The 18,296-nt window shown below is 57.4% G+C and carries 16 protein-coding genes and 1 riboswitch; of the genes, 10 read left to right on the top strand and 6 right to left on the bottom strand.

Annotation, left to right across the window (positions count from 1 at the left end):
* Positions 1-73: 73 nt before the first annotated feature.
* The gene (locus tag OXR04_RS13210; RefSeq protein WP_267370749.1) at positions 74-1,123 is read right to left on the bottom strand and encodes an NAD(P)-dependent alcohol dehydrogenase; all 1,050 of its coding nucleotides are present in this window, start codon (positions 1,121-1,123) and stop codon (positions 74-76) included.
* A gap of 111 nt (positions 1,124-1,234) precedes the next feature.
* Between OXR04_RS13210 and OXR04_RS13205 the strand changes: the two genes are divergently transcribed.
* Positions 1,235-1,621, top strand: a complete 387-nt coding sequence (locus OXR04_RS13205) for a helix-turn-helix domain-containing protein (RefSeq protein ID WP_009092848.1) — start codon at positions 1,235-1,237, stop codon at positions 1,619-1,621.
* Between the two features lie 35 nt (positions 1,622-1,656).
* On the opposite strand, the gene OXR04_RS13200 is transcribed toward OXR04_RS13205, so the two are convergent.
* The gene (locus OXR04_RS13200; RefSeq protein WP_267370747.1) at positions 1,657-2,478 is read right to left on the bottom strand and encodes a Cof-type HAD-IIB family hydrolase; all 822 of its coding nucleotides are present in this window, start codon (positions 2,476-2,478) and stop codon (positions 1,657-1,659) included.
* Positions 2,479-2,731: 253 nt separating this feature from the next.
* Here OXR04_RS13200 and OXR04_RS13195 point away from each other — a divergent pair, with 253 nt between their 5' ends.
* On the top strand, positions 2,732-3,994 hold the full coding sequence (locus OXR04_RS13195; protein ID WP_267370745.1) for a DUF1479 domain-containing protein: 1,263 nt from the start codon (positions 2,732-2,734) through the stop codon (positions 3,992-3,994).
* Between the two features lie 74 nt (positions 3,995-4,068).
* Positions 4,069-4,818 (top strand): DNA-binding transcriptional regulator YciT, encoded by a 750-nt coding sequence (locus tag OXR04_RS13190; RefSeq protein WP_267370743.1) that lies wholly within the window; start codon positions 4,069-4,071, stop codon positions 4,816-4,818.
* Here the strand turns inward: OXR04_RS13190 and OXR04_RS13185 are convergent.
* Complete coding sequence (locus OXR04_RS13185) at positions 4,815-5,831, bottom strand: LacI family DNA-binding transcriptional regulator (protein ID WP_046102756.1); 1,017 nt, start codon at positions 5,829-5,831, stop codon at positions 4,815-4,817. The genes OXR04_RS13190 and OXR04_RS13185 overlap by 4 nt on opposite strands.
* Before the next feature lie 256 nt (positions 5,832-6,087).
* Here OXR04_RS13185 and ascF point away from each other — a divergent pair, with 256 nt between their 5' ends.
* The 6 genes from ascF to OXR04_RS13155 all read left to right on the top strand — a co-directional run bounded on the left by ascF (position 6,088) and on the right by OXR04_RS13155 (position 12,437).
* Positions 6,088-7,536, top strand: a complete 1,449-nt coding sequence (gene ascF / locus OXR04_RS13180) for a PTS cellobiose/arbutin/salicin transporter subunit IIBC (protein ID WP_140029350.1) — start codon at positions 6,088-6,090, stop codon at positions 7,534-7,536.
* Between the two features lie 36 nt (positions 7,537-7,572).
* Positions 7,573-9,003 (top strand): 6-phospho-beta-glucosidase, encoded by a 1,431-nt coding sequence (locus tag OXR04_RS13175; RefSeq protein WP_009092841.1) that lies wholly within the window; start codon positions 7,573-7,575, stop codon positions 9,001-9,003.
* 106 nt (positions 9,004-9,109) lie between these two features.
* A riboswitch (TPP riboswitch) is annotated at positions 9,110-9,212 on the top strand.
* 70 nt (positions 9,213-9,282) lie between these two features.
* Positions 9,283-9,984, top strand: coding sequence for a thiaminase II (gene tenA / locus OXR04_RS13170; RefSeq protein ID WP_267370737.1), 702 nt, complete (start codon positions 9,283-9,285; stop codon positions 9,982-9,984).
* A complete protein-coding gene (locus tag OXR04_RS13165) occupies positions 9,981-10,721 on the top strand; it encodes an ABC transporter ATP-binding protein (protein ID WP_267370734.1) in 741 nt (246 codons plus the stop codon). The genes tenA and OXR04_RS13165 overlap by 4 nt, the downstream gene beginning before the upstream one ends.
* The gene (locus OXR04_RS13160) at positions 10,718-11,476 is read left to right on the top strand and encodes an ABC transporter permease (protein ID WP_154928865.1); all 759 of its coding nucleotides are present in this window, start codon (positions 10,718-10,720) and stop codon (positions 11,474-11,476) included. The genes OXR04_RS13165 and OXR04_RS13160 overlap by 4 nt, the downstream gene beginning before the upstream one ends.
* Positions 11,477-11,501: 25 nt before the next feature.
* Positions 11,502-12,437: an ABC transporter substrate-binding protein gene (locus OXR04_RS13155; RefSeq protein WP_267370731.1), complete on the top strand. Its 936-nt coding sequence runs from the start codon at positions 11,502-11,504 to the stop codon at positions 12,435-12,437.
* A 36-nt stretch (positions 12,438-12,473) separates the two neighbouring features.
* Here OXR04_RS13155 and OXR04_RS13150 read toward each other — a convergent pair whose 3' ends face one another.
* Both OXR04_RS13150 and OXR04_RS13145 read right to left on the bottom strand, forming a co-directional pair.
* Complete coding sequence (locus OXR04_RS13150; protein ID WP_046102763.1) at positions 12,474-14,246, bottom strand: EAL domain-containing protein; 1,773 nt, start codon at positions 14,244-14,246, stop codon at positions 12,474-12,476.
* Positions 14,247-14,392: 146 nt separating this feature from the next.
* Positions 14,393-15,619: an FAD-dependent oxidoreductase gene (locus tag OXR04_RS13145; protein ID WP_267370728.1), complete on the bottom strand. Its 1,227-nt coding sequence runs from the start codon at positions 15,617-15,619 to the stop codon at positions 14,393-14,395.
* A gap of 257 nt (positions 15,620-15,876) precedes the next feature.
* Here OXR04_RS13145 and clcA point away from each other — a divergent pair, with 257 nt between their 5' ends.
* The gene (gene clcA / locus OXR04_RS13140; RefSeq protein ID WP_267370727.1) at positions 15,877-17,265 is read left to right on the top strand and encodes a H(+)/Cl(-) exchange transporter ClcA; all 1,389 of its coding nucleotides are present in this window, start codon (positions 15,877-15,879) and stop codon (positions 17,263-17,265) included.
* A gap of 76 nt (positions 17,266-17,341) precedes the next feature.
* Here the strand turns inward: clcA and OXR04_RS13135 are convergent, their stop codons facing one another.
* The gene (locus OXR04_RS13135) at positions 17,342-17,866 is read right to left on the bottom strand and encodes a phenolic acid decarboxylase (protein ID WP_009092833.1); all 525 of its coding nucleotides are present in this window, start codon (positions 17,864-17,866) and stop codon (positions 17,342-17,344) included.
* Positions 17,867-18,296 lie beyond the last annotated feature (430 nt).

Here is an 18,296-nt window from a genome sequence, read left to right as displayed (position 1 = left end):
GTTGTAACTATCATCGCTCATTCAGCAACGCGGGCATCGTAAAGGGCACGCCTTCACAGCGTGCCCCCTGGCGTTACCAGCGCGTTTTCTGCATATCAATCACAAAACGATATTTCACATCGCTGGTCAGCATACGTTCAAAGGCCGTTTCGACCTCTTCACCGGTAATCATCTCAACATCCGCCGTGATGTTGTGCTGCCCACAGAAGTCGAGCATCTCCTGCGTCTCCTGAATACTGCCAATTGAGGTGCCGGTAATACTCAGACGGCGGAACACCATCGGTGTCACATTTGGTGACGGATGAGGCTGATCGGGGATACCCACCAGCACCAGCTGACCGTTGGTTTTCAGCGTATTCAGATAGGGATCGAGATCGTGTGGCGCAGCCACGCAGTCCAGAATGATATCCAGCGATGCCTGACAGGCTGCCATCTGGGCCGCGTCACGGGAAACCACCACGTTTTTAGCGCCCAGCCGGCGGGCATCCGCCCCTTTCTCTGGCGAGGTGGTAAATAAGGTGACCTCTGCGCCCAGCGCACTGGCCAGCTTAACCGCCATATGGCCCAGGCCGCCCAGGCCTACTACCCCGACGCGATCCCCCGCTTTGACGTTAAAGTGGCGCAGCGGTGACCAGACGGTGACGCCCGCGCAGAGCAGCGGTGCCACCGCGCTCAGCGCCAGGTTATCGGGCACCCGCACGACAAAATGGTGATCGGCAATCACATGCTGGGCATAACCGCCAAAGGTCGTGTTACCGGTGTACTTATCGGTTCCGTTGTAGGTCGGCGTAAAGCCTGCCTCACAATACTGCTCTTCATGCTGCTGGCAGAAATGGCACTCGCGACAGGCGTCAACCATCACGCCGACCCCAGCGATCTCTCCGACCGCAAACTGAGTGACGTTCTCACCCACTGCCACCACCCGGCCGACAATTTCGTGACCCGGCACCAGGGGATAGCGGCTTACGCCCCACTCATTGCGCGCCATATGCAAATCGGAGTGACAGACGCCGCAGTAAAGGATCTCGAGTTTAACATCGTCAGCCTGCAGCTCGCGTAACTCCACCTGACCTGCGCGCAGCGGTTGATCTGCCTGACTGGCGACCAGTGCATTAATCTTCATCTGTTGCCTCTTCTCACCTGATGGTCGTAAAGAAAGCGGCACACTATAGACACATGGGATCGGTTTTGGTAGTAGTTACCTTTTGGTTACCACCCTGCTAAGGAGGCAATGATGCCAGCCTGGGTTGATGGAAAACTGCTGTTTTATGCGGATTCACCGCCGCGCCGCCTGCTGGAACTCTTTTCCGTCAAGTGGAGCACGATGGTGCTGCATGCGCTTTATCACTGGCCGGAACACCGTGCGCGCACGGGTGAGCTGGAGCGGAGCCTGCAGGGAATTTCAAAGAAGATGCTGATTCAGACGCTGCGCGAGCTGGAGCAGCGCGGGCTGGTTGCACGCCATGTCTGGCAGGTGGTGCCGCCGAAAGTGGAGTACAGCCTGACCGCGCTGGGCATGACATTTGCCGGGCCGATTGAGCAGATGTATCAGTGGGGCCTGGAAAATCAGGCTGCGCTGGATGAAATGGAGGATCACGCGCGCAGCCATCGGGAGGTGTAAGGAGGACCAGGTGGGCCTGTCAGCCCGGCCCGGCCTCACTCAAAGGGAAATTCGCGCGCCAGCATGCGGGAGATCACATTCAGCGCCCCCTCTTCATTGTTGCTTTGCGTCTGATATCGCGCCACGGCGGCGACAGAAGCGGCGGCATTCGCCATTGAGAAACTGAAACAGGCCTGACGCAGCATCTCAATGTCGTTGGCGCTGTCACCGATGGCCAGCACTTCGCAGTCGCTGATGCCCCACTTCTCCTGCAGCAGCGCAATGCCATGCGCCTTGTGGCAGCCAGGAATGATCAGGTCGATAAAGCCAAACCCGCTGGAGACCGGATGCATGATATTTTCCAGCTCGCCGAGTCGGGCATGCAGCCGTTGCAGCAGGGCATCCACTCCTTCATGCTCCAGATTCAGCGAGAATTTAAAAATTGTATCGTCAATGGCATAGAGGTCATCGCGTTTTTCCAGCCGGTGATAGTGATTTGAGAGCTTAGCCATCACCTCGTCAGAAGCCGATGCGTGCATGTAAGCGCCATTACGCCCGCACACCACCACCGCAATATCGGGTTCATGCGCGAGGATATCCAGAATCTTATGCACCTTCTCGCGGGCCAGCTCGCCACAGAAGATCTCTTCGTTGCAGTCTGAAACCCACGCGCCATTCTCCGCGACGAACGCGATCTCATCTTTGATGTCGGGGAAATAGCGCTGTAACTGGTAATACTGGTTTCCGCTGGCGACCACAAAACGGATGCCCTTCTGCTTCAGCAGCGCATACTGCCGTGAAAACCGCTGAACGTTGTACGCTTTGTTGTCGTCCAGAAAGGTGCCATCCATATCCACCGCAATCATCTTAACCGCCATCTCACCTGCCCCTATAGAGTCGCCGTTCTGTCCTTACGGCTGATTGATTTGATTCATAAAGCTTACTCGCTGTGTGGATTAATGAGAATGCAAATAGTGACGTTGCTAACGGCTTTCGGAGCCTTCCGGTTCCGGAGTTGTGTTATCACGCACGTTTCGGAGCGTTAAAAAGATGTTAATCTCAGCCGCAAATTACGAATGAAGGTTATTTTAATTACATTCGTAACTCAACCCGAATAGTGAGGAGCCTGAGATGCGTGATGAGACCCGATCGACCCCATTGCCGGAAGACGTCAAAGCGGCAATACGCGCAGTGAAACAGCAGTTGCGGCAGCAGATAGGTGATGTTGAAGGCCTGTTCCGGCAGGTGTGTGACAACATCGAAGCGGCGATTGCGGAGGCAAAAGCGGATGAGGAGTGGACGGGCAGCGCCTGGCCAGTAGTGCCGATGCAGGATATTGCAGACGGACAGGTTTCAGATGAAACCCGGGCGCGGATTAAACGGCGCGGCTGTGTCGTGATTAAGCAGCACTTTCCCCGGGACCAGGCGCTGGCCTGGGATAAGTCGATGCTCGACTATCTGGAGCTCAACCGGTTTGACGAACAGTATCGCGGGCCGGGCGATGATTTTTTTGGCACGCTGGCCGCCTCGCGTCCTGAAATTTATCCTGTTTACTGGTCGCAGGCGCAAATGCAGGCGCGACAAAGCCCGGCAATGGCGCACGCGCAATCTTTCCTGAACAGGTTATGGACCTTTGATTCACAGGGCAAAGAGTGGTTTGACCCGGATGTCAGCATCATCTATCCCGATCGCATTCGCCGTCGCCTGCCTGGCACCACCTCCGGCGGATTAGGGGCTCATACCGATTCCGGCGCGCTGGAACGCTGGCTGCTCCCGGCTTACCAGCAGGTTTTCAGTAAGCTGTTTCACGGTGACTTTGCCGCTTATGACCCCTGGGACGCGGCACACCGCACTGAAGTGGATGAGTATGATCTGCCTGGCACCACCAAATGTTCTGTGTTCCGCACCTTTCAGGGCTGGACTGCCCTCTCTGATATGATCCCCGGTCAGGGCCTGCTGCACGTCGTGCCGGTGCCGCAGGCGATGGCTTATGTGCTGCTGCGTCCACTGCTTTCGGATGTACCGGAGGATGAGCTCTGCGGCGTTGCCCCAGGCCGGGTCTTGCCGGTTAACGAGCAGTGGCATCCGCATCTGATGGCCGGACTCTGTCCGATACCGGCCTTAGAGGCCGGGGATTCGGTGTGGTGGCACTGTGATGTGATTCACGCCGTGGCGCCGGTCAGGGATCAGCAGGGCTGGAGCAATGTGATGTACATTCCGGCCGCCCCGCTGTGTGAAAAAAACCGCCTCTATGCCCGCCATGTCGCACAGGCGCTGGCGCAGGGTCATTCGCCAGGCGATTTTCCTCCGGAGCATTATGAAGCGTCGTGGGATCAACGTTTCAGGCCGGAAGATCTCAATCTTAACGGACGTCGCTCGCTGGATTTAGCCTGATCTGCCCCCGCGCTGCACCGGCGCGGGGAAAACCCTGATACACTGCCACTCCTGTTTTTCTGCGACATCCCATTATGAATCCGCGACATCATCAGATTATTCAACTGGTTAATAGCCGGGGCAGCGTGACGGTGAGTGAACTGGCACAGCTCACCGGGGTTTCTGAAGTTACCGTGCGTCAGGATCTCACGCTGCTGGAGCGTGACCGTCTGCTGCGGCGGGTTCACGGCTCTGCGCTGGCGCTGGACAGCGATAATGTCGGTACCCGCCTGAACACCCGCTATCCCATCAAGCAGGCGCTGGCGCTTCACGCCGCCCGTCTGGTTGAGCCGGGGGAGTCCGTATTTATTGAAGGCGGCAGCACCAACGCCCTGCTGGCGCGCGCGCTGGCTGACCGTGCCGATCTGACCCTGATTACCGTCAGCCACTACATTGCCCAGCTTCTGCGTGAGGCGGCCTGCGAAGTGATTGTGCTGGGTGGGATGCTGCAGAAAAGCAGTGAGTCGGTTGTCGGCCCGCTGACCCGCTACTCCATTCAGCAGGTTCACTTTCACCGGGCATTTGTCGGCGTGGATGGCTGGCATCCGGAAACCGGCTTTACCGGTCGCAACATGCTGCGCTGTGATGTGGTGGATGCCGTTCTGGCAAAAGGGGCGGAAAGCTACGCCCTGACCGATGCCTCTAAATTTGGCCAGATCCATCCCTATCCGCTCTCATCCGGTTATCAGGTCGGGCATGTGATTACCGATGAAACGCTGGATGCCGTCACGGCAGAGCAGCTTAAGGCGCGCGCAGTTAACGTGATAACGGTCGCCACGGGTTAAACCGCGCCCGGTCCCTGCGTGACCGAATCGCGCAGCATCAGGCTGGCGGTAAAGGGGGGATGGGCAGACCAGTCACCGCCATCCAGCATGGTCAGCAGGCGATGAATCGTCTCATTGATCATCTCCGTCACCGGCAGTTTCATGCTGGATAATGACGGGGTGATGTAGGGTGCCAGCGGGATATCATCGAAACCGATCACTGAAACCTGATCGGGCACCGCTATCCGGCACGCTGTAAGCCGTTTGATCGCCCCGATCGCCATCTCATCATTACTCGCCACCAGCGCGGAGAAGGATACCCCGCGTGCCAGCAGCGTATCCACGGCCTCCATCCCGCTCTGAGCCGTCCAGCGGCCTGACACAATACGCGCCGGATCGGCGTCGATACCCTGTGCTGCCAGCGCGGCACGATAGCCGGAGAGGCGTTCCACCCCGGTCGGGGAATCGAGCGATCCGGTAATAAAGGCGATGTCGCGATGCCCCTGATTCAGCAGATGACTCACCGCCGTGACGCTGCCGGCGTGCTGATCGCTGTAGATGCAGTAGCTTTGATTGACACGCAGCCGCCGGTTGATGACTAAAATCGGCTGTTTGTGACGAGAGATAATGGCATCCAGCGCATCAATGGACAGAAAGCGCGGATAGATGATGATGCCGTCGCAGCGCAGATCGAGCAGAAACTGAATTGCCGCCTGCTCCTGCTCCGCCGTATGTTTGCCATCGGCCAGAATCAGCTGGCGGCCCTGCTGCTCCAGTATGCGCGCCGAGTGCGCCATCAGTTCCGTGAAGTAGCTTCCGCTGTAGAGGGTGTTGGTGATCACCAGCCCGATAGTCTGAGAGCTTTTCGTTGCCAGATTGCGCGCCAGCAGATTAGGGCGGTAGCCGGTTTCGGCAATCGCGTCGAGAACTCTCTGACGCTTTTCCTGACCGACATACCCCTTGCCGGAGAGCACGCGTGACACTGTCGCTTTTGAGACGCCCGCCCTGTTCGCCACTTCCTGAATCGTTGCCATGCTGATGCTCCTTTACTGCGTCGTTCTGCAGTCTACCTAAGCCTCTCAATATTGGAAATATTTACCCTCGCGCTCAGCCGGCCTTTGCGCCAATGGCAGGTGACGCCGGTCACAAAACGAAAATCTGGCTGATTTTTAGGCTTGTCCCGGACATAAAAGCCCTTCATGATTTTGTGAAACCGGTTTCCTATCTGCCTGCATGCAGGCGCAAAAACATAACAACATTGACCGATTTACCCTACAGAGAAGAGCGATCATGCCCAGAAACTATGCCGAGGTGTCACGCGCCATCGTCGATGCGCTAGGCGGCCTCAACAATATCGAAGCCGTAACGCACTGCATGACCCGACTGCGGTTTGTGGTGAAAGATGAAACCCAGGTGGACTATCCCCGGCTGAAAGCGATCGATGGCGTGATGGGCGTGGTTCACAACGACACCCAGTGTCAGGTGATCATTGGCAATAACGTCTCTCAGGCCTTTCAGGCGCTGCAGGCGATGGGATCCCCTGCCGCCGACTCATCCACGCCGGTGAAACGCAAAATCACGCTGAAAAGCATCGGCGCAGGCATTCTGGATGCGCTGGTCGGCACGATGTCACCGCTGATCCCGGCCATTATCGGCGGGTCGATGGTTAAGCTGCTGGCGATGATACTGGATATGGCCGGTGTGTTTGAAAAAGGCTCCTCCACGCTGGTGATCCTCAACGTGATTGGCGACGGGGCCTTTTTCTTCCTGCCGGTGATGGTAGCCGCCTCTGCCGCGCTGAAGTTTAAAACCAATATGTCGCTGGCGATCGCCATTGCTGGCGTGCTGGTGCACCCTAACTTTATCGATCTGATGGCGAAAGCGGCGCAGGGTCAGGCCGTAGAATTTGCCTTCATTCCGGTCACGGCGGTGAAATATACCTACACGGTGATTCCGGCGCTGGTGATGACCTGGATCCTGTCACACATTGAGCGCGGCGTGGACCGCATTACCCCGGCCGTCACCAAAAACTTCCTGAAACCGATGCTGATTGTGCTGATTGCCGCACCCATCGCGATCGTGCTGATTGGTCCGATTGGCATCTGGATCGGCAGCGGCATCTCTGCGCTGGTCTACACCGTCCATGGCTATCTCGGCTGGCTCTCGGTCGCGATTATGGGCGCGATCTGGCCCCTGCTGGTGATGACCGGTATGCACCGGGTGTTTACCCCGACCATCATTCAGACCATTGCTGAAACCGGCAAAGAGGGCATGGTGATGCCCTCCGAGATTGGTGCCAACCTGTCGCTGGGGGGATCGTCTCTGGCGGTAGCCTTCCGCACCAAAAACCGGGAACTGCGTCAGACCGCGCTCGCGGCGGCGGCCTCCGCTATCGTTGCCGGCATTTCAGAACCTGCGCTGTATGGTGTGGCCGTCCGCCTGAAACGCCCGCTGGTCGCCTGTCTGATCAGCGGTTTTATCTGCGGCGCGGTAGCGGGCATTGGCGGGCTGGCCAGCCACTCAATGGCGTCGCCTGGCCTGTTCACCAGCGTGCAGTTTTTTGATCCCACCAACCCGATGAGTATTGTCTGGGTCGGCGCGGTGATGGTGTTGTCTGTGGTGCTGTCGTTTGTGCTGACGCTGCTGTTAGGCTTTGAAGATATCCCTGAAACCGACGCCACCACCACGACACAACCGGCAGCCGTACCCGAACGCGTTAACGCCATTAACAGCCACTAAAGGAAAGGGTCTTAGCGACCCGGAAAAGAGGAATGCATGTCTGAATCAAGGTTTCCGCAAGGGTTTTTATGGGGCGGTGCACTGGCCGCCAACCAGAGCGAAGGCGGTTTTCGCGAAGGCGGAAAAGGGTTAACCACCGTCGATATGATCCCGCATGGCCCGCACCGGATGCCGGTCAAACTCGGTCTTGAAAAACGGTTTGCGCTTCGCGACGACGAGTTCTACCCGAGCCATAATGCGATCGATTTTTATCATCGCTACCGGGAGGACATCGCGCTGATGGCGGAGATGGGGTTCAGCGTGTTCCGCACCTCGATTGCCTGGAGCCGTCTCTATCCCAACGGCGATGAGCTGACACCTTGCCCGGAAGGCATTGCTTTTTACCGTTCGGTGTTTGAAGAGTGCCGGAAACATCAGATCGAACCGCTGGTCACCCTCTGCCATTTCGATGTGCCGATGCATCTGGTGACGGAGTATGGCTCGTGGCGTAACCGTAAAATGATCGACTTTTTTGCCCGCTATGCCCGCAGCTGTTTCGAGGCGTTTGATGGTCTGGTGAAGTACTGGCTGACCTTCAACGAGATTAATATCCTGCTCCACAGCCCCTTCTCCGGTGCCGGACTGGTATTTGAACCCGACGAGAATCCTGAGCAGGTGAAATATCAGGCGGCGCATCATGAACTGGTCGCCAGCGCGCAGGTGACCCGCATTGCGCATGAGGTCAATCCGGCTAACCAGGTTGGCTGCATGCTGGCGGGCGGCAACTTCTACCCCTGGTCGAGTAAACCGGAGGATGTCTGGGCAGCGCTGGAGAAAGATCGTGAAAACCTCTTCTTTATCGATGTGCAGGCACGCGGCGCCTATCCCGCCTACGCGGCCCGGCTGTTTCGGGAGAAAGGCGTAACGCTGAAGATCGAGGAGGGTGACGCGGAGATTCTGAAAAACAGCGTCGATTTTGTTTCGTTCAGCTACTACGCCTCACGCTGCGCCTCGGCGGAGATGAACGAGCAGAACAGCAGCGCCGCCAATGTGGTGAAGTCTCTGACGAATCCCCATGTGCCGCGCAGTGAATGGGGCTGGGGCATCGATCCACTCGGATTACGGATCACCATGAACATGATGTATGACCGCTATCAGAAGCCGCTTTTCCTGGTCGAAAATGGTCTGGGCGCACGCGATGAACCCGATGCCAGTGGCGAAATCCATGACGACTACCGCATCAGCTATCTGCGTGAACACATCCGCGCGATGGGTGACGCGATTGAAGATGGCGTGCCGGTCATGGGCTACACCAGCTGGGGCTGTATCGATCTGGTGGCGGCCTCAACCGGTGAGATGAGTAAGCGCTACGGTTTTGTCTATGTTGACCGTGACGATCTCGGGCGTGGTACGCTGGCCCGCACGCGTAAGAAGTCATTCTGGTGGTATAAGAAGGTCATTGCCAGCAACGGAGCCGATCTTGAGTGACAACGTCACTTATTGAGTGTTGTGTCTGCGGTGATACGCCTGTCAGCGACGCCGCAGGTATGCAGTCAACCTGCCGTTGTACTCTGCCGGTAATTATCGTATAACCGATGTCTCCGAGGGGTGTCCTGTTATGGGCTGAGATGGCGTAAGCCGAACCCTTTGAACCTGATCTGGGTCATGCCAGCGAAGGGACGGGTCGGCAGATATTTCTGCGTCATCTCCTGCATCACTCCCTGTTCCAGCCCGTATGCCCGGATCTCCATTGTGACAGGAGATCTGATGACACATCCGCTTTTCGAAACCGGCTTTTACGGTCGTCTGCGTCAGCAGGCTGGCCCTCACTGGCACGCCTATGTGGCACATGACTTTGTACAACAGCTCGGTCAGGGTACGCTGCCCCCCGCCGCGTTTCGCCATTATCTCACCCAGGATTATCTGTTTCTGCTGCACTTCGCCCGCGCCTGGGGCCTGCTGATAAGCAAGCTCTCCGCACCGGACGCCCTGCGCAGCGCGACGGCGTCGCTCAACGCCATCGTCAGCGAACTGCCGCTGCATCTGGACTACTGCCAGCAGTGGGGCATCAGCGAAGCGGCAATGGCGAGCGAACCGGAGGCGGTGGAAACGCTCAACTACACCCGCTATGTGCTGGATGTGGGTCACAGCGGCGATGCGCTGGAGTTGCTGACCGCGCTGATGCCCTGTGTCGCCGGGTACGCTGAAACGGGTCTGACCCTGCTACAGGATCCTGCAACCCGCTTCAGCGGTAATCCTTATGCGGCGTGGATAGAAAACTACGGCGATGAGTCCTATCTGAACGGCGTTCGCAACGCCCTTTCGCTGTTTGAAACCCTGGCGGGCGAGCGTGCGGCTGAGCAGCGTTTTGCCTCTCTGGCGCAGATTTTTACTACCGCCACACGGCTGGAATCTGCGTTCTGGCAGATGGGACTTAATCATTCGGCCAGTCTGCAGGTCAGCCCATGATTCCGTCAGCCTGTTCGGCGCCGCCCGGTATCGCAATCCGTCAGCTGTCACTCAGGTTGGGTCAGCAGCAGCTCTTCAGCCAGCTCACTCTGGAGATCGCGGGTGGCCAGTTTACAGCGTTGCTGGGGGCGAGCGGCGTGGGTAAAAGCAGTCTGATGCGGGTGATTGCCGGTCTGTTACCGCCTTGCTCCGGCCAGGTCAGCGGCAGTGATGGCCTGCCGCTGACCGGACGCATCGCCTGGATGGGACAACAGGACTTGCTCTATCCGTGGCTGACAGTGGAGCAGAACGTTTGTCTGGCCAGCCGCCTGAACGGGGAGAAGCCCGATCGTGAGCGGGCGCAGCACCTGCTGGCGCGTGTCGGTCTGAGTCGTTATGCCACCGCTCGGCCCGCGACGCTCTCCGGCGGGATGCGTCAGCGCGCCGCACTGGCTCGCACCCTCTACACCCGCCAGCCCGTGGTGCTGATGGATGAGCCCTTCTCTGCGCTGGATGCCCTGACCCGCAGTCAGATTCAGACGCTGGCCGCGGAAGTGCTGGCCGGGCACACCGTGTTGCTGATAACGCATGATGCCGCAGAAGCCTGTCGGCTGAGTCATCATCTGCTGGTGATCGGCCCCACGGGTATCGAAGCCTCTCCCTCCCTCCATGGGCAGCCTCCACGGGCGGCAGAGGATGTCAGCGTCATCCGGAGTCAGGCTGCCCTGCTGAATCAGCTGAGCAGGTTAGCCGGATGACGTCAGGACAACGATCTGGCGGACTACGCCGGGGTGTGACGCTTTTTACAGGCCTCATCGGATTGTGGTGGCTCATTTCCCTTTCCGTCCCCGCTTTTTTGCTGCCCTCACCCCCGGCGGTCGCCACCGCGCTCTGGCAGAACGCCCGCTATCTCAGCCAGCACAGCCTCATCACCCTGACGGAGATCCTCAGCGGCATGGCGCTGGGCGTGCTGCTGGGCGCCCTGCTGGCGCTGGGGATGTCCTTTTCGCCGCGATTGCAGCGCTGGATGATGCCGCTGGTGATCACCAGCCAGGCGATCCCGGTGTTTGCGCTGGCGCCCCTGCTGGTGCTCTGGTTCGGCTTCGGGATGAGCGCCAAAGTCGCAATGGCGGTGCTGGTCATCTTTTTCCCGGTGACCTCCGCCTTTTTTGATGGCCTGCGTCGCGTCCCGCCCGGCTATCTCGATCTGGCCCGCACGCTGGGCGCCTCACGCGCGGCTCAGCTGCGTCATGTCAGGCTGCTGGCGGCACTGCCCGCGCTGGGGTCCGGTTTACGGATGGCGGCCGCGGTGGCCCCGATTGGCGCCATTATCGGAGAGTGGGTCGGTTCAGCGGAAGGACTGGGCTACGTCATGCTGAATGCCAATGCCCGGATGCAGAGTGATCTCTGCTTTGCCGCACTGTTCATTCTGGTGCTGATGACGCTGCTGCTGTGGCTGTTCATCGATTTCCTGCTCCGTCGCCTGATTAGCTGGGCCCCCGAAACGGATTAATGACCTTAACTGACGAGAAAAAAGTATGACGAAAATACCGCTCTTTACCCTGCTGCTGGGTGCCGCCTTCGCCACTCCCCTTCAGGCAATGGAAAAACTGACGCTGGTGCTCGACTGGTATATCAATCCCGATCACGCGCCGATCATGGTGGCACAACAGACCGGCGCCTTTGCCGCAGAGGGGCTGGAGGTCAGCATCATTCCCCCTTCCGATCCGGCGCTGCCGCCGCGCCTGGTGGCCGCAAAGCAGGCAGACTTAGCCATCACTTACCAGCCTCAGCTGCATTTCTTCGCCGACCAGGGCCTGCCGCTGATGCGGGTCGGCACCCTGATCAATACGCCGCTGAATACGCTGATCACACTCGACAGGTCGATGAAGAGTCCGGGGGCGTTAAAAGGCAAACGCATCGGCTATTCCGTCAGCGGTATTGAGCAGGCGACGCTGGCGACCATGCTGAGCCATGAGGGAGTAAAGGCCGATCAGGTGACGCTGATTAACGTCAACTTTCAGCTCACCAGCGCCCTGCTGACCGGAAAAGTGGATGCGGTGATCGGTGGCTATCGCAACATCGAAGCGCTGGAGATGAAAGATCAGGGGAAAGATCCGGTGGTGTTTAACGTTGAAGATTACGGCGTTCCGGCTTATGACGAGCTGATCATCGTGGCCCATCGGGATGAGGCGCATTCAGAAAAGATCAGAAAATTTCTGCGGGCACTGAAGAAGGGAAATGCGACGTTACAGGCCCAGCCTGAAGCGAGCTGGCAACGGTTTGCCCGCGCCCATCCGGAACTGAATACGCCGTTGAATCACCAGTCATGGATGGCGACGCTGCCGCTGTTCGCCGCCGATCCGGCAAAACTGGATCGCGCACGCTATCAGGCTTATGAACAATTTCTCTTCGATAACCAGCTGATTAAACGCATGACCCCGGTTGATCGCTACGCCACTGACAGCGAATAAGAGACCGGCCCGCAGCGTGCGCTGCGGGCCGATTTCCTAGCGGACCTTCTGATAGAGCCAGTGTTCGATGTCACTGGCGGGCAGCGGTTTTGAGAAGAAGTAACCCTGAATTTCGTCACAGCCGTAACTTTTCAGCAGTGCCAGCGTCGACTCGGTCTCTACCCCTTCCGCCAGAACGGTGTAGTTGAGCTCTTTCAGCATCTGAATAATGCACCTGACGATGATTTTAGATGCCTCATCCTCACCCATGCGCGAGATCAGGGAGCGATCGATTTTGATCACATCCAGCGGGATATCCTGCAGGTAGCTGATGTTGCTGTAGCCTACGCCGAAATCATCCAGTGAAATGACAAAGCCGTGCGATTTCAGTGCCTCCAGCCCCTTGATCCCCACATCGCTTTTGGTGATCAGTTCATTCTCAAGACATTCAATACCCATAATCGAGGCCGGGAGCTGCGCGGCCGTCAATTTCGCCAGCAGGTTGTCGGCAAAATCTGCTTTTGAGAAATCACGTTCACTGACGTTAATGGAGACCGGAATCAGATCGTATTCGCGATTCCAGCGCGCCAGTTGCTCTATCGTGTGATCGATGACCCAGTTGGTGAGGTCGGAAATCAGATTCGTTTTACCCGCTAACGGAATAAATTCCGAAGGAAAAAGTTCACCCCGCTCAGGGTGATTCCAGCGGATGAGTGCCTCCAGCCCGACGGTTTTGCCGGTTCTCAGGCAGACTTTGGGCTGCCAGGCGAGATAAAGCTCTTCATCTTTATGCAGCGCCTGCGCCAGATCGTTCATGATCATAAAGTCATCGGTGCGACGTGTATCGTAGCTCTCATCAAACACCATCGCGCTGATGTTCTCATCAATCGCTTCGTGCAGCGCGCTCACTGCCTGACGCACCGTTTCATTGGCATCCATCTGCGACGGCACAAATTCGGTTTCGCCGGTGTGAACATCCAGATCGAGCGTAATGTTCTCGGCCAGGTCGGCCTTGAGGCCTGTGAACAGGTCAATCATATTCTGCGCAGTGTAGCGACCAGACCAGGGCTGAATAATGGCAAAGCGGCCCGGTGCAAAGCTGTAGAGCGTTTCGTTTTCAGTCAGATTGAGCCGGTGAGCGACATCTTCTGCCATCTGCTTCAGCAGTTTCTCCATCGGTGCGATCCCGACGGCACGTGAAAGCTCATACGCGCGAATAATGTCGATGCAGTCGATCAGGATCAGACGAAAGCGGCTGTGCGGTGCGGTCAGGGTCAGCTGCTGAATATCGCGCAGCAGGCGTGGACGATTCGGCAGATGCGTGATGACATCGGCAAAGCCCGCATTGTTCCAGGCATCCAGAAACGAGGTGACCAGCGTTGCCAGTGAGCGCAGAACCGTCAGTTTCTCGTCGGTAAAGGGGTGAGGCTCGGTATCCGTGACGCAGAGGGTTCCCAGTACCGAACCTTCAAGATTCTGCAGCGAGACACCGGCGTAGAAACGGATATGCGGATCGCCCTCTACAAACGGGTGGGTGACGAAGCGCTCATCCAGCAGGGTGTCGACCACCACCAGATGGCCTTCGCCATCAATCACATGGCGGCAAAGTGACTCATCCCGGGTCGATTGCTGAAGATCGAAGTTGCGAGAGGCTTTAATATACTGATTATGGTCGTCAATAATCGAAATGAAGCTGCCTGAGATACCCAGGACCTCACTGGCAAGATTCACAAATCTCTCCAGCACCTCATCCCGGGTTTCATCCGGTGACAGCAGTGCCTTAATAGCACTCAGTCGTTTCACGTCACTGCCATTTTGCTCGTTATGCACGAAACCTCTCCTATGCAGGCGCAAAATTCGAAATAATTTCGCTGCTTAATGCTCAATTAGCGCCCAATTATCAGATAAATAGCGGCTCAATCTGACAGTAATTCCACAGCGAAACAGTGTCGCATGATATCTGAACGCTGTCGAAATCATTTATTGTCCTTACCACGTGCAACCTGCGGCGATTCCGGCCGGAACCCGAGTCCGATGAGGCGACCGGCCATAAACTTCAGAAAAGGCAGCCGACCGATCATCCCGGGGATGCGACTGCTGCCACCGGTTTTCTTTTTGCTCTTTTTGCGGCTCATTTTGATCTGCAAAAACTGCGTGGCAACGGTAGGAAACTGACGGCGCTTCTGCACTTTTTCCAGGTCGCGCAGCTGCAGCTCACCGGCTTTAAGCGGCGCAGTCAGAATATTCGCCGTCGCCACCGCATCCTGAATCGCCAGATTCACACCCACCCCACCTATGGGCGACATTGCATGCGCCGCATCGCCAATGCAGAGCACACCAGGCTTCGCCCACTTATCGAGCCGGTCAATGCGGATAGAGAGCAGCTTAAACGCCGTCCAGTCCTCGATTTCCGCCATTCGCGCGGCTTCAAAAGGTGACAGGGCCGCGATCTCCGCTTTAAACGCATCAAGTCCGGCGGCCTGTTTCGCGTCAAACTCCCCCTTGGGGATAGTCAGCCCGCACTGCCAGTAGTCACCGCGATCGATAACGATAAAGTTTCGTCGCGGTCCCGTATGCCCCACGCCCATATCAGGGTCGTGCGGCTGCCTGCTGAGACGGAACCAGATGACATCCCGTGCCGCGCCAAAAGCCTGACTGGTCAATCCTGCCGCTGCGCGTACCTGAGAATGTCGGCCATCCGCACCCACCACCACTTTGCAGCGGACATGAATGCGCTGATTTCCGCGCAGTGCCGTGACGCCACTGACCGTGCCATTTTCCTCATTAAGCGACGCAAAGGCGGTTGACCGCAGGAGAGTGTAGCCCGGATATCGGGCGCTGTGATCGGCAATAAAATTCAGGAAATCCCACTGCGGCATAAAAGCGATAAAGCGGCACTGAACCGGCAGGCGGGAAAAGTCGGCCATGGTGACTTTCTGGCCGGCAATCTCCGCCTCCAGCTTTTCGACCTTCTGATGCGGCAGCCTGAGAAATGCCTCCAGCAGGCCAAGCTGGTGCATCGTTTCCAGCGTTGAGGGGTGAATGGTGTCACCGCGAAAATCGTGCAGAAAATCAGCGTGCTTTTCGATGACTACCACGCGCACGCCTGCCCGGACGAGCAGATAGCCCAGCATCAGGCCAGCCGGGCCGCCCCCGACAATACAACAGTCAGCGGTGAGGATTTCAGTAGAATGTGGCTGCATGTCGGCTCCCTGTCACGCCAGTGTTGCTATGATTATTGCGTCAACCGTGGCGACAACGCCACAGTCGGTCGATAGTGCGTGGCTCAGACACTGAAAAATCAGGATACGCCAGCCTACCGCGAACGCATGGCGCAAGTGGTTTGTCCACCGCAGGCGAAATAGCCGCTTTCCTCAGCTGAAATTGATCCTGACGTTTGTTTTCACCTTATCTCTCAGTACACTGGAGCGCTGGTCTGGTTGAACAAGAATCCATCTCAATGAATGAAGAAATACCGCAACCGGTTTATGTCCCCCGCTCCATCGCGGCACGCAGCCGGATGTTCCGCGCCCTGCTCCACCGTGATAAGACGCCGCTGGCGATGCTGTTTTGCGCTGCGCTGGTCGGTTCGCTGGTTGGCCTGGCCGGGGTAGCCTTTGCCCGCGCCGTTGAGGCTATCCAGCAATGGCGCGCCGACACACTGCTACCCGCCCACTTTCAGGGCTGGACACTCTATGTGGCCGCCTTTGCCATCTCGGCGTTGCTGGCGATGGTCGGCTATTTTCTGGTCAGACGCTTCGCCCCCGAAGCCGGTGGCTCCGGTATTCCGGAAATTGAAGGGGCACTGGAGGAGCTGAGGCCGGTGCGCTGGTGGCGGGTGATTCCGGTGAAATTTTTTGGTGGTATGGGCACGCTGGGTGCCGGAATGGTACTGGGCCGGGAAGGCCCGACGGTGCAGCTGGGCGGCAATATCGGCCGGATGGTGATTGATATTCTCGGGATGCGCAGCAATGAGGCGCGCCATACGCTGCTGGCAACCGGTGCGGCGGCCGGTCTGGCAGCGGCGTTTAACGCGCCCCTGGCGGGCATTCTGTTTATTATTGAAGAGATGCGTCCGCAATTCCGTTATAACCTGATATCCATTAAGGCCGTGTTTACCGGCGTGATTATGGCCAGCATCGTCTTTCGCTGCTTTAACGGCGAACAGGCGGTCATCTCCGTAGGCAAACTGGCGGATGCGCCGGTGCAGACGCTGTGGCTCTACCTGGTGCTGGGCATGATTATCGGGATGGTTGGTGTACTGTTTAATCGCCTGATTTTTCTGACGCAGGATATGTTTGCCCGCTTCTACGCCGGTAAAGCCGCACGGGTTGTACTGGCGGGGGGCTTGTTAGGGGGCGGCTGTGGCATTCTGGCGCTGCTGTTCGCCCCAGGAGCGGGTGGCGGTTCAGAACTGATCCCCCAGGCTGTGCATGGCGTCTTCCCCTTCGCGCTGCTGCTGCTGATCTTTCTGGTGAGGCTGATTACCACCCTGCTCTGTTTCAGTTCAGGTGCGCCGGGCGGTATTTTTGCGCCGATGCTGGCGCTGGGAACCCTGCTGGGTACCGCGTTTGGTGTGGCGATGACCGATCTCTTTCCGTTCTATCAGCTGGAGCCCGGTACGTTCGCTATTGCGGGAATGGGTGCACTGTTTGCGGCCTCGGTCAGAGCACCTCTCACCGGCATCGTGCTGGTGCTGGAGATGACCGACAACTATCAGTTGATCTTACCGATGATTATCACCTGTCTGGGCGCGACGCTGCTGGCGCAGTTCCTGGGGGGCAAACCGCTCTATTCATCTATTCTGGCCCGCACGCTGGCCCGGCAGTCGGCCGTGACGCCTCCTTAGGCGGACATTCACGCCGCGGGATAAAGGTTCTTATCCCAACCGGCTACCCGCCTCTCAGGGCGGGTAGCCCGGCCACTTACTTGTCATCAAAATAGTCAGCAGGCATCTGGCCGGGAGCCAGATTGATCACTTCATCATTATCCGGCCCCTCATTTTTCATGTAGGTGACCTTAGCGAACTCAGGAATAATCACGTAGGGGTAAGCGGGGCCTTCGTCGCGGAAGCGATGCATATCCTCAATGAAGTCATTCTGATAGCAGATAGTTTTTTCAGGATGCTGACCTTCTCCGGCGATCCACTGCGGGAAGAAGATGGTTCCGTGCAGGAGAGTGCGATTAAGATCGAACAGCAGGCTGACGCAGGTTCCGGTCGGCTCATGCCAGTCTACTTTATAGATACCCGGGGCAAACTGAACCGCGTGCATCTTCTGGTTGGTCACCCAGCGGCCGCCCACCAGCCCCTGATGAATGCGGTAGTCACAGGTCGTTTCGTTACGCGCGTACCACTCATATTTCCAGCCATTATCATAGGTATAGACAAAGTGCGTACCCACGAACTGAGACAGATCGCTGGCAATATCCTCTGGAGATTCTGCAGACATGTTACCCTCTCTGGACAGGCACCCGAACCGGGCGCAGATAAATGTATAAACCAGCCGGCAAATACTCACTATGGACCAGACTGGCTGAATTGCCATCCAGAGCAGGAAATTGTCATCGGACTGTCACAGAGCCGGAACGGTCACATTGAAAGAGAAGGGTCACTGAGCAAGAGTCGATTAAATGCTGGAAAGAAAGATAAAAGCCCTGACTAAGACAGCCAGGGCTTTTAGGTTACTACTGATTTAACATTTACCATTAACTAACTTAATAAACAGGAACAACTTTGGTACAGCTATTTATGAACAGATTCTGCGGATAATAATGAACACGGTTACAGAATGTCACTATTATTAACGGTCTCAACCACCTGAGAGTCTTTCGTGAGACAAAGACAGGTCAGGCCCGTATAAATCTGCACACCCCCATCGC

Source organism: Pantoea sp. GM_Pan_3 (genome assembly GCF_026541045.1).
In the GTDB taxonomy this organism is placed as follows: Bacteria; Pseudomonadota; Gammaproteobacteria; order Enterobacterales; family Enterobacteriaceae; genus Pantoea; species Pantoea anthophila.
This window is presented reverse-complemented; position numbering and strand designations above follow the sequence as displayed.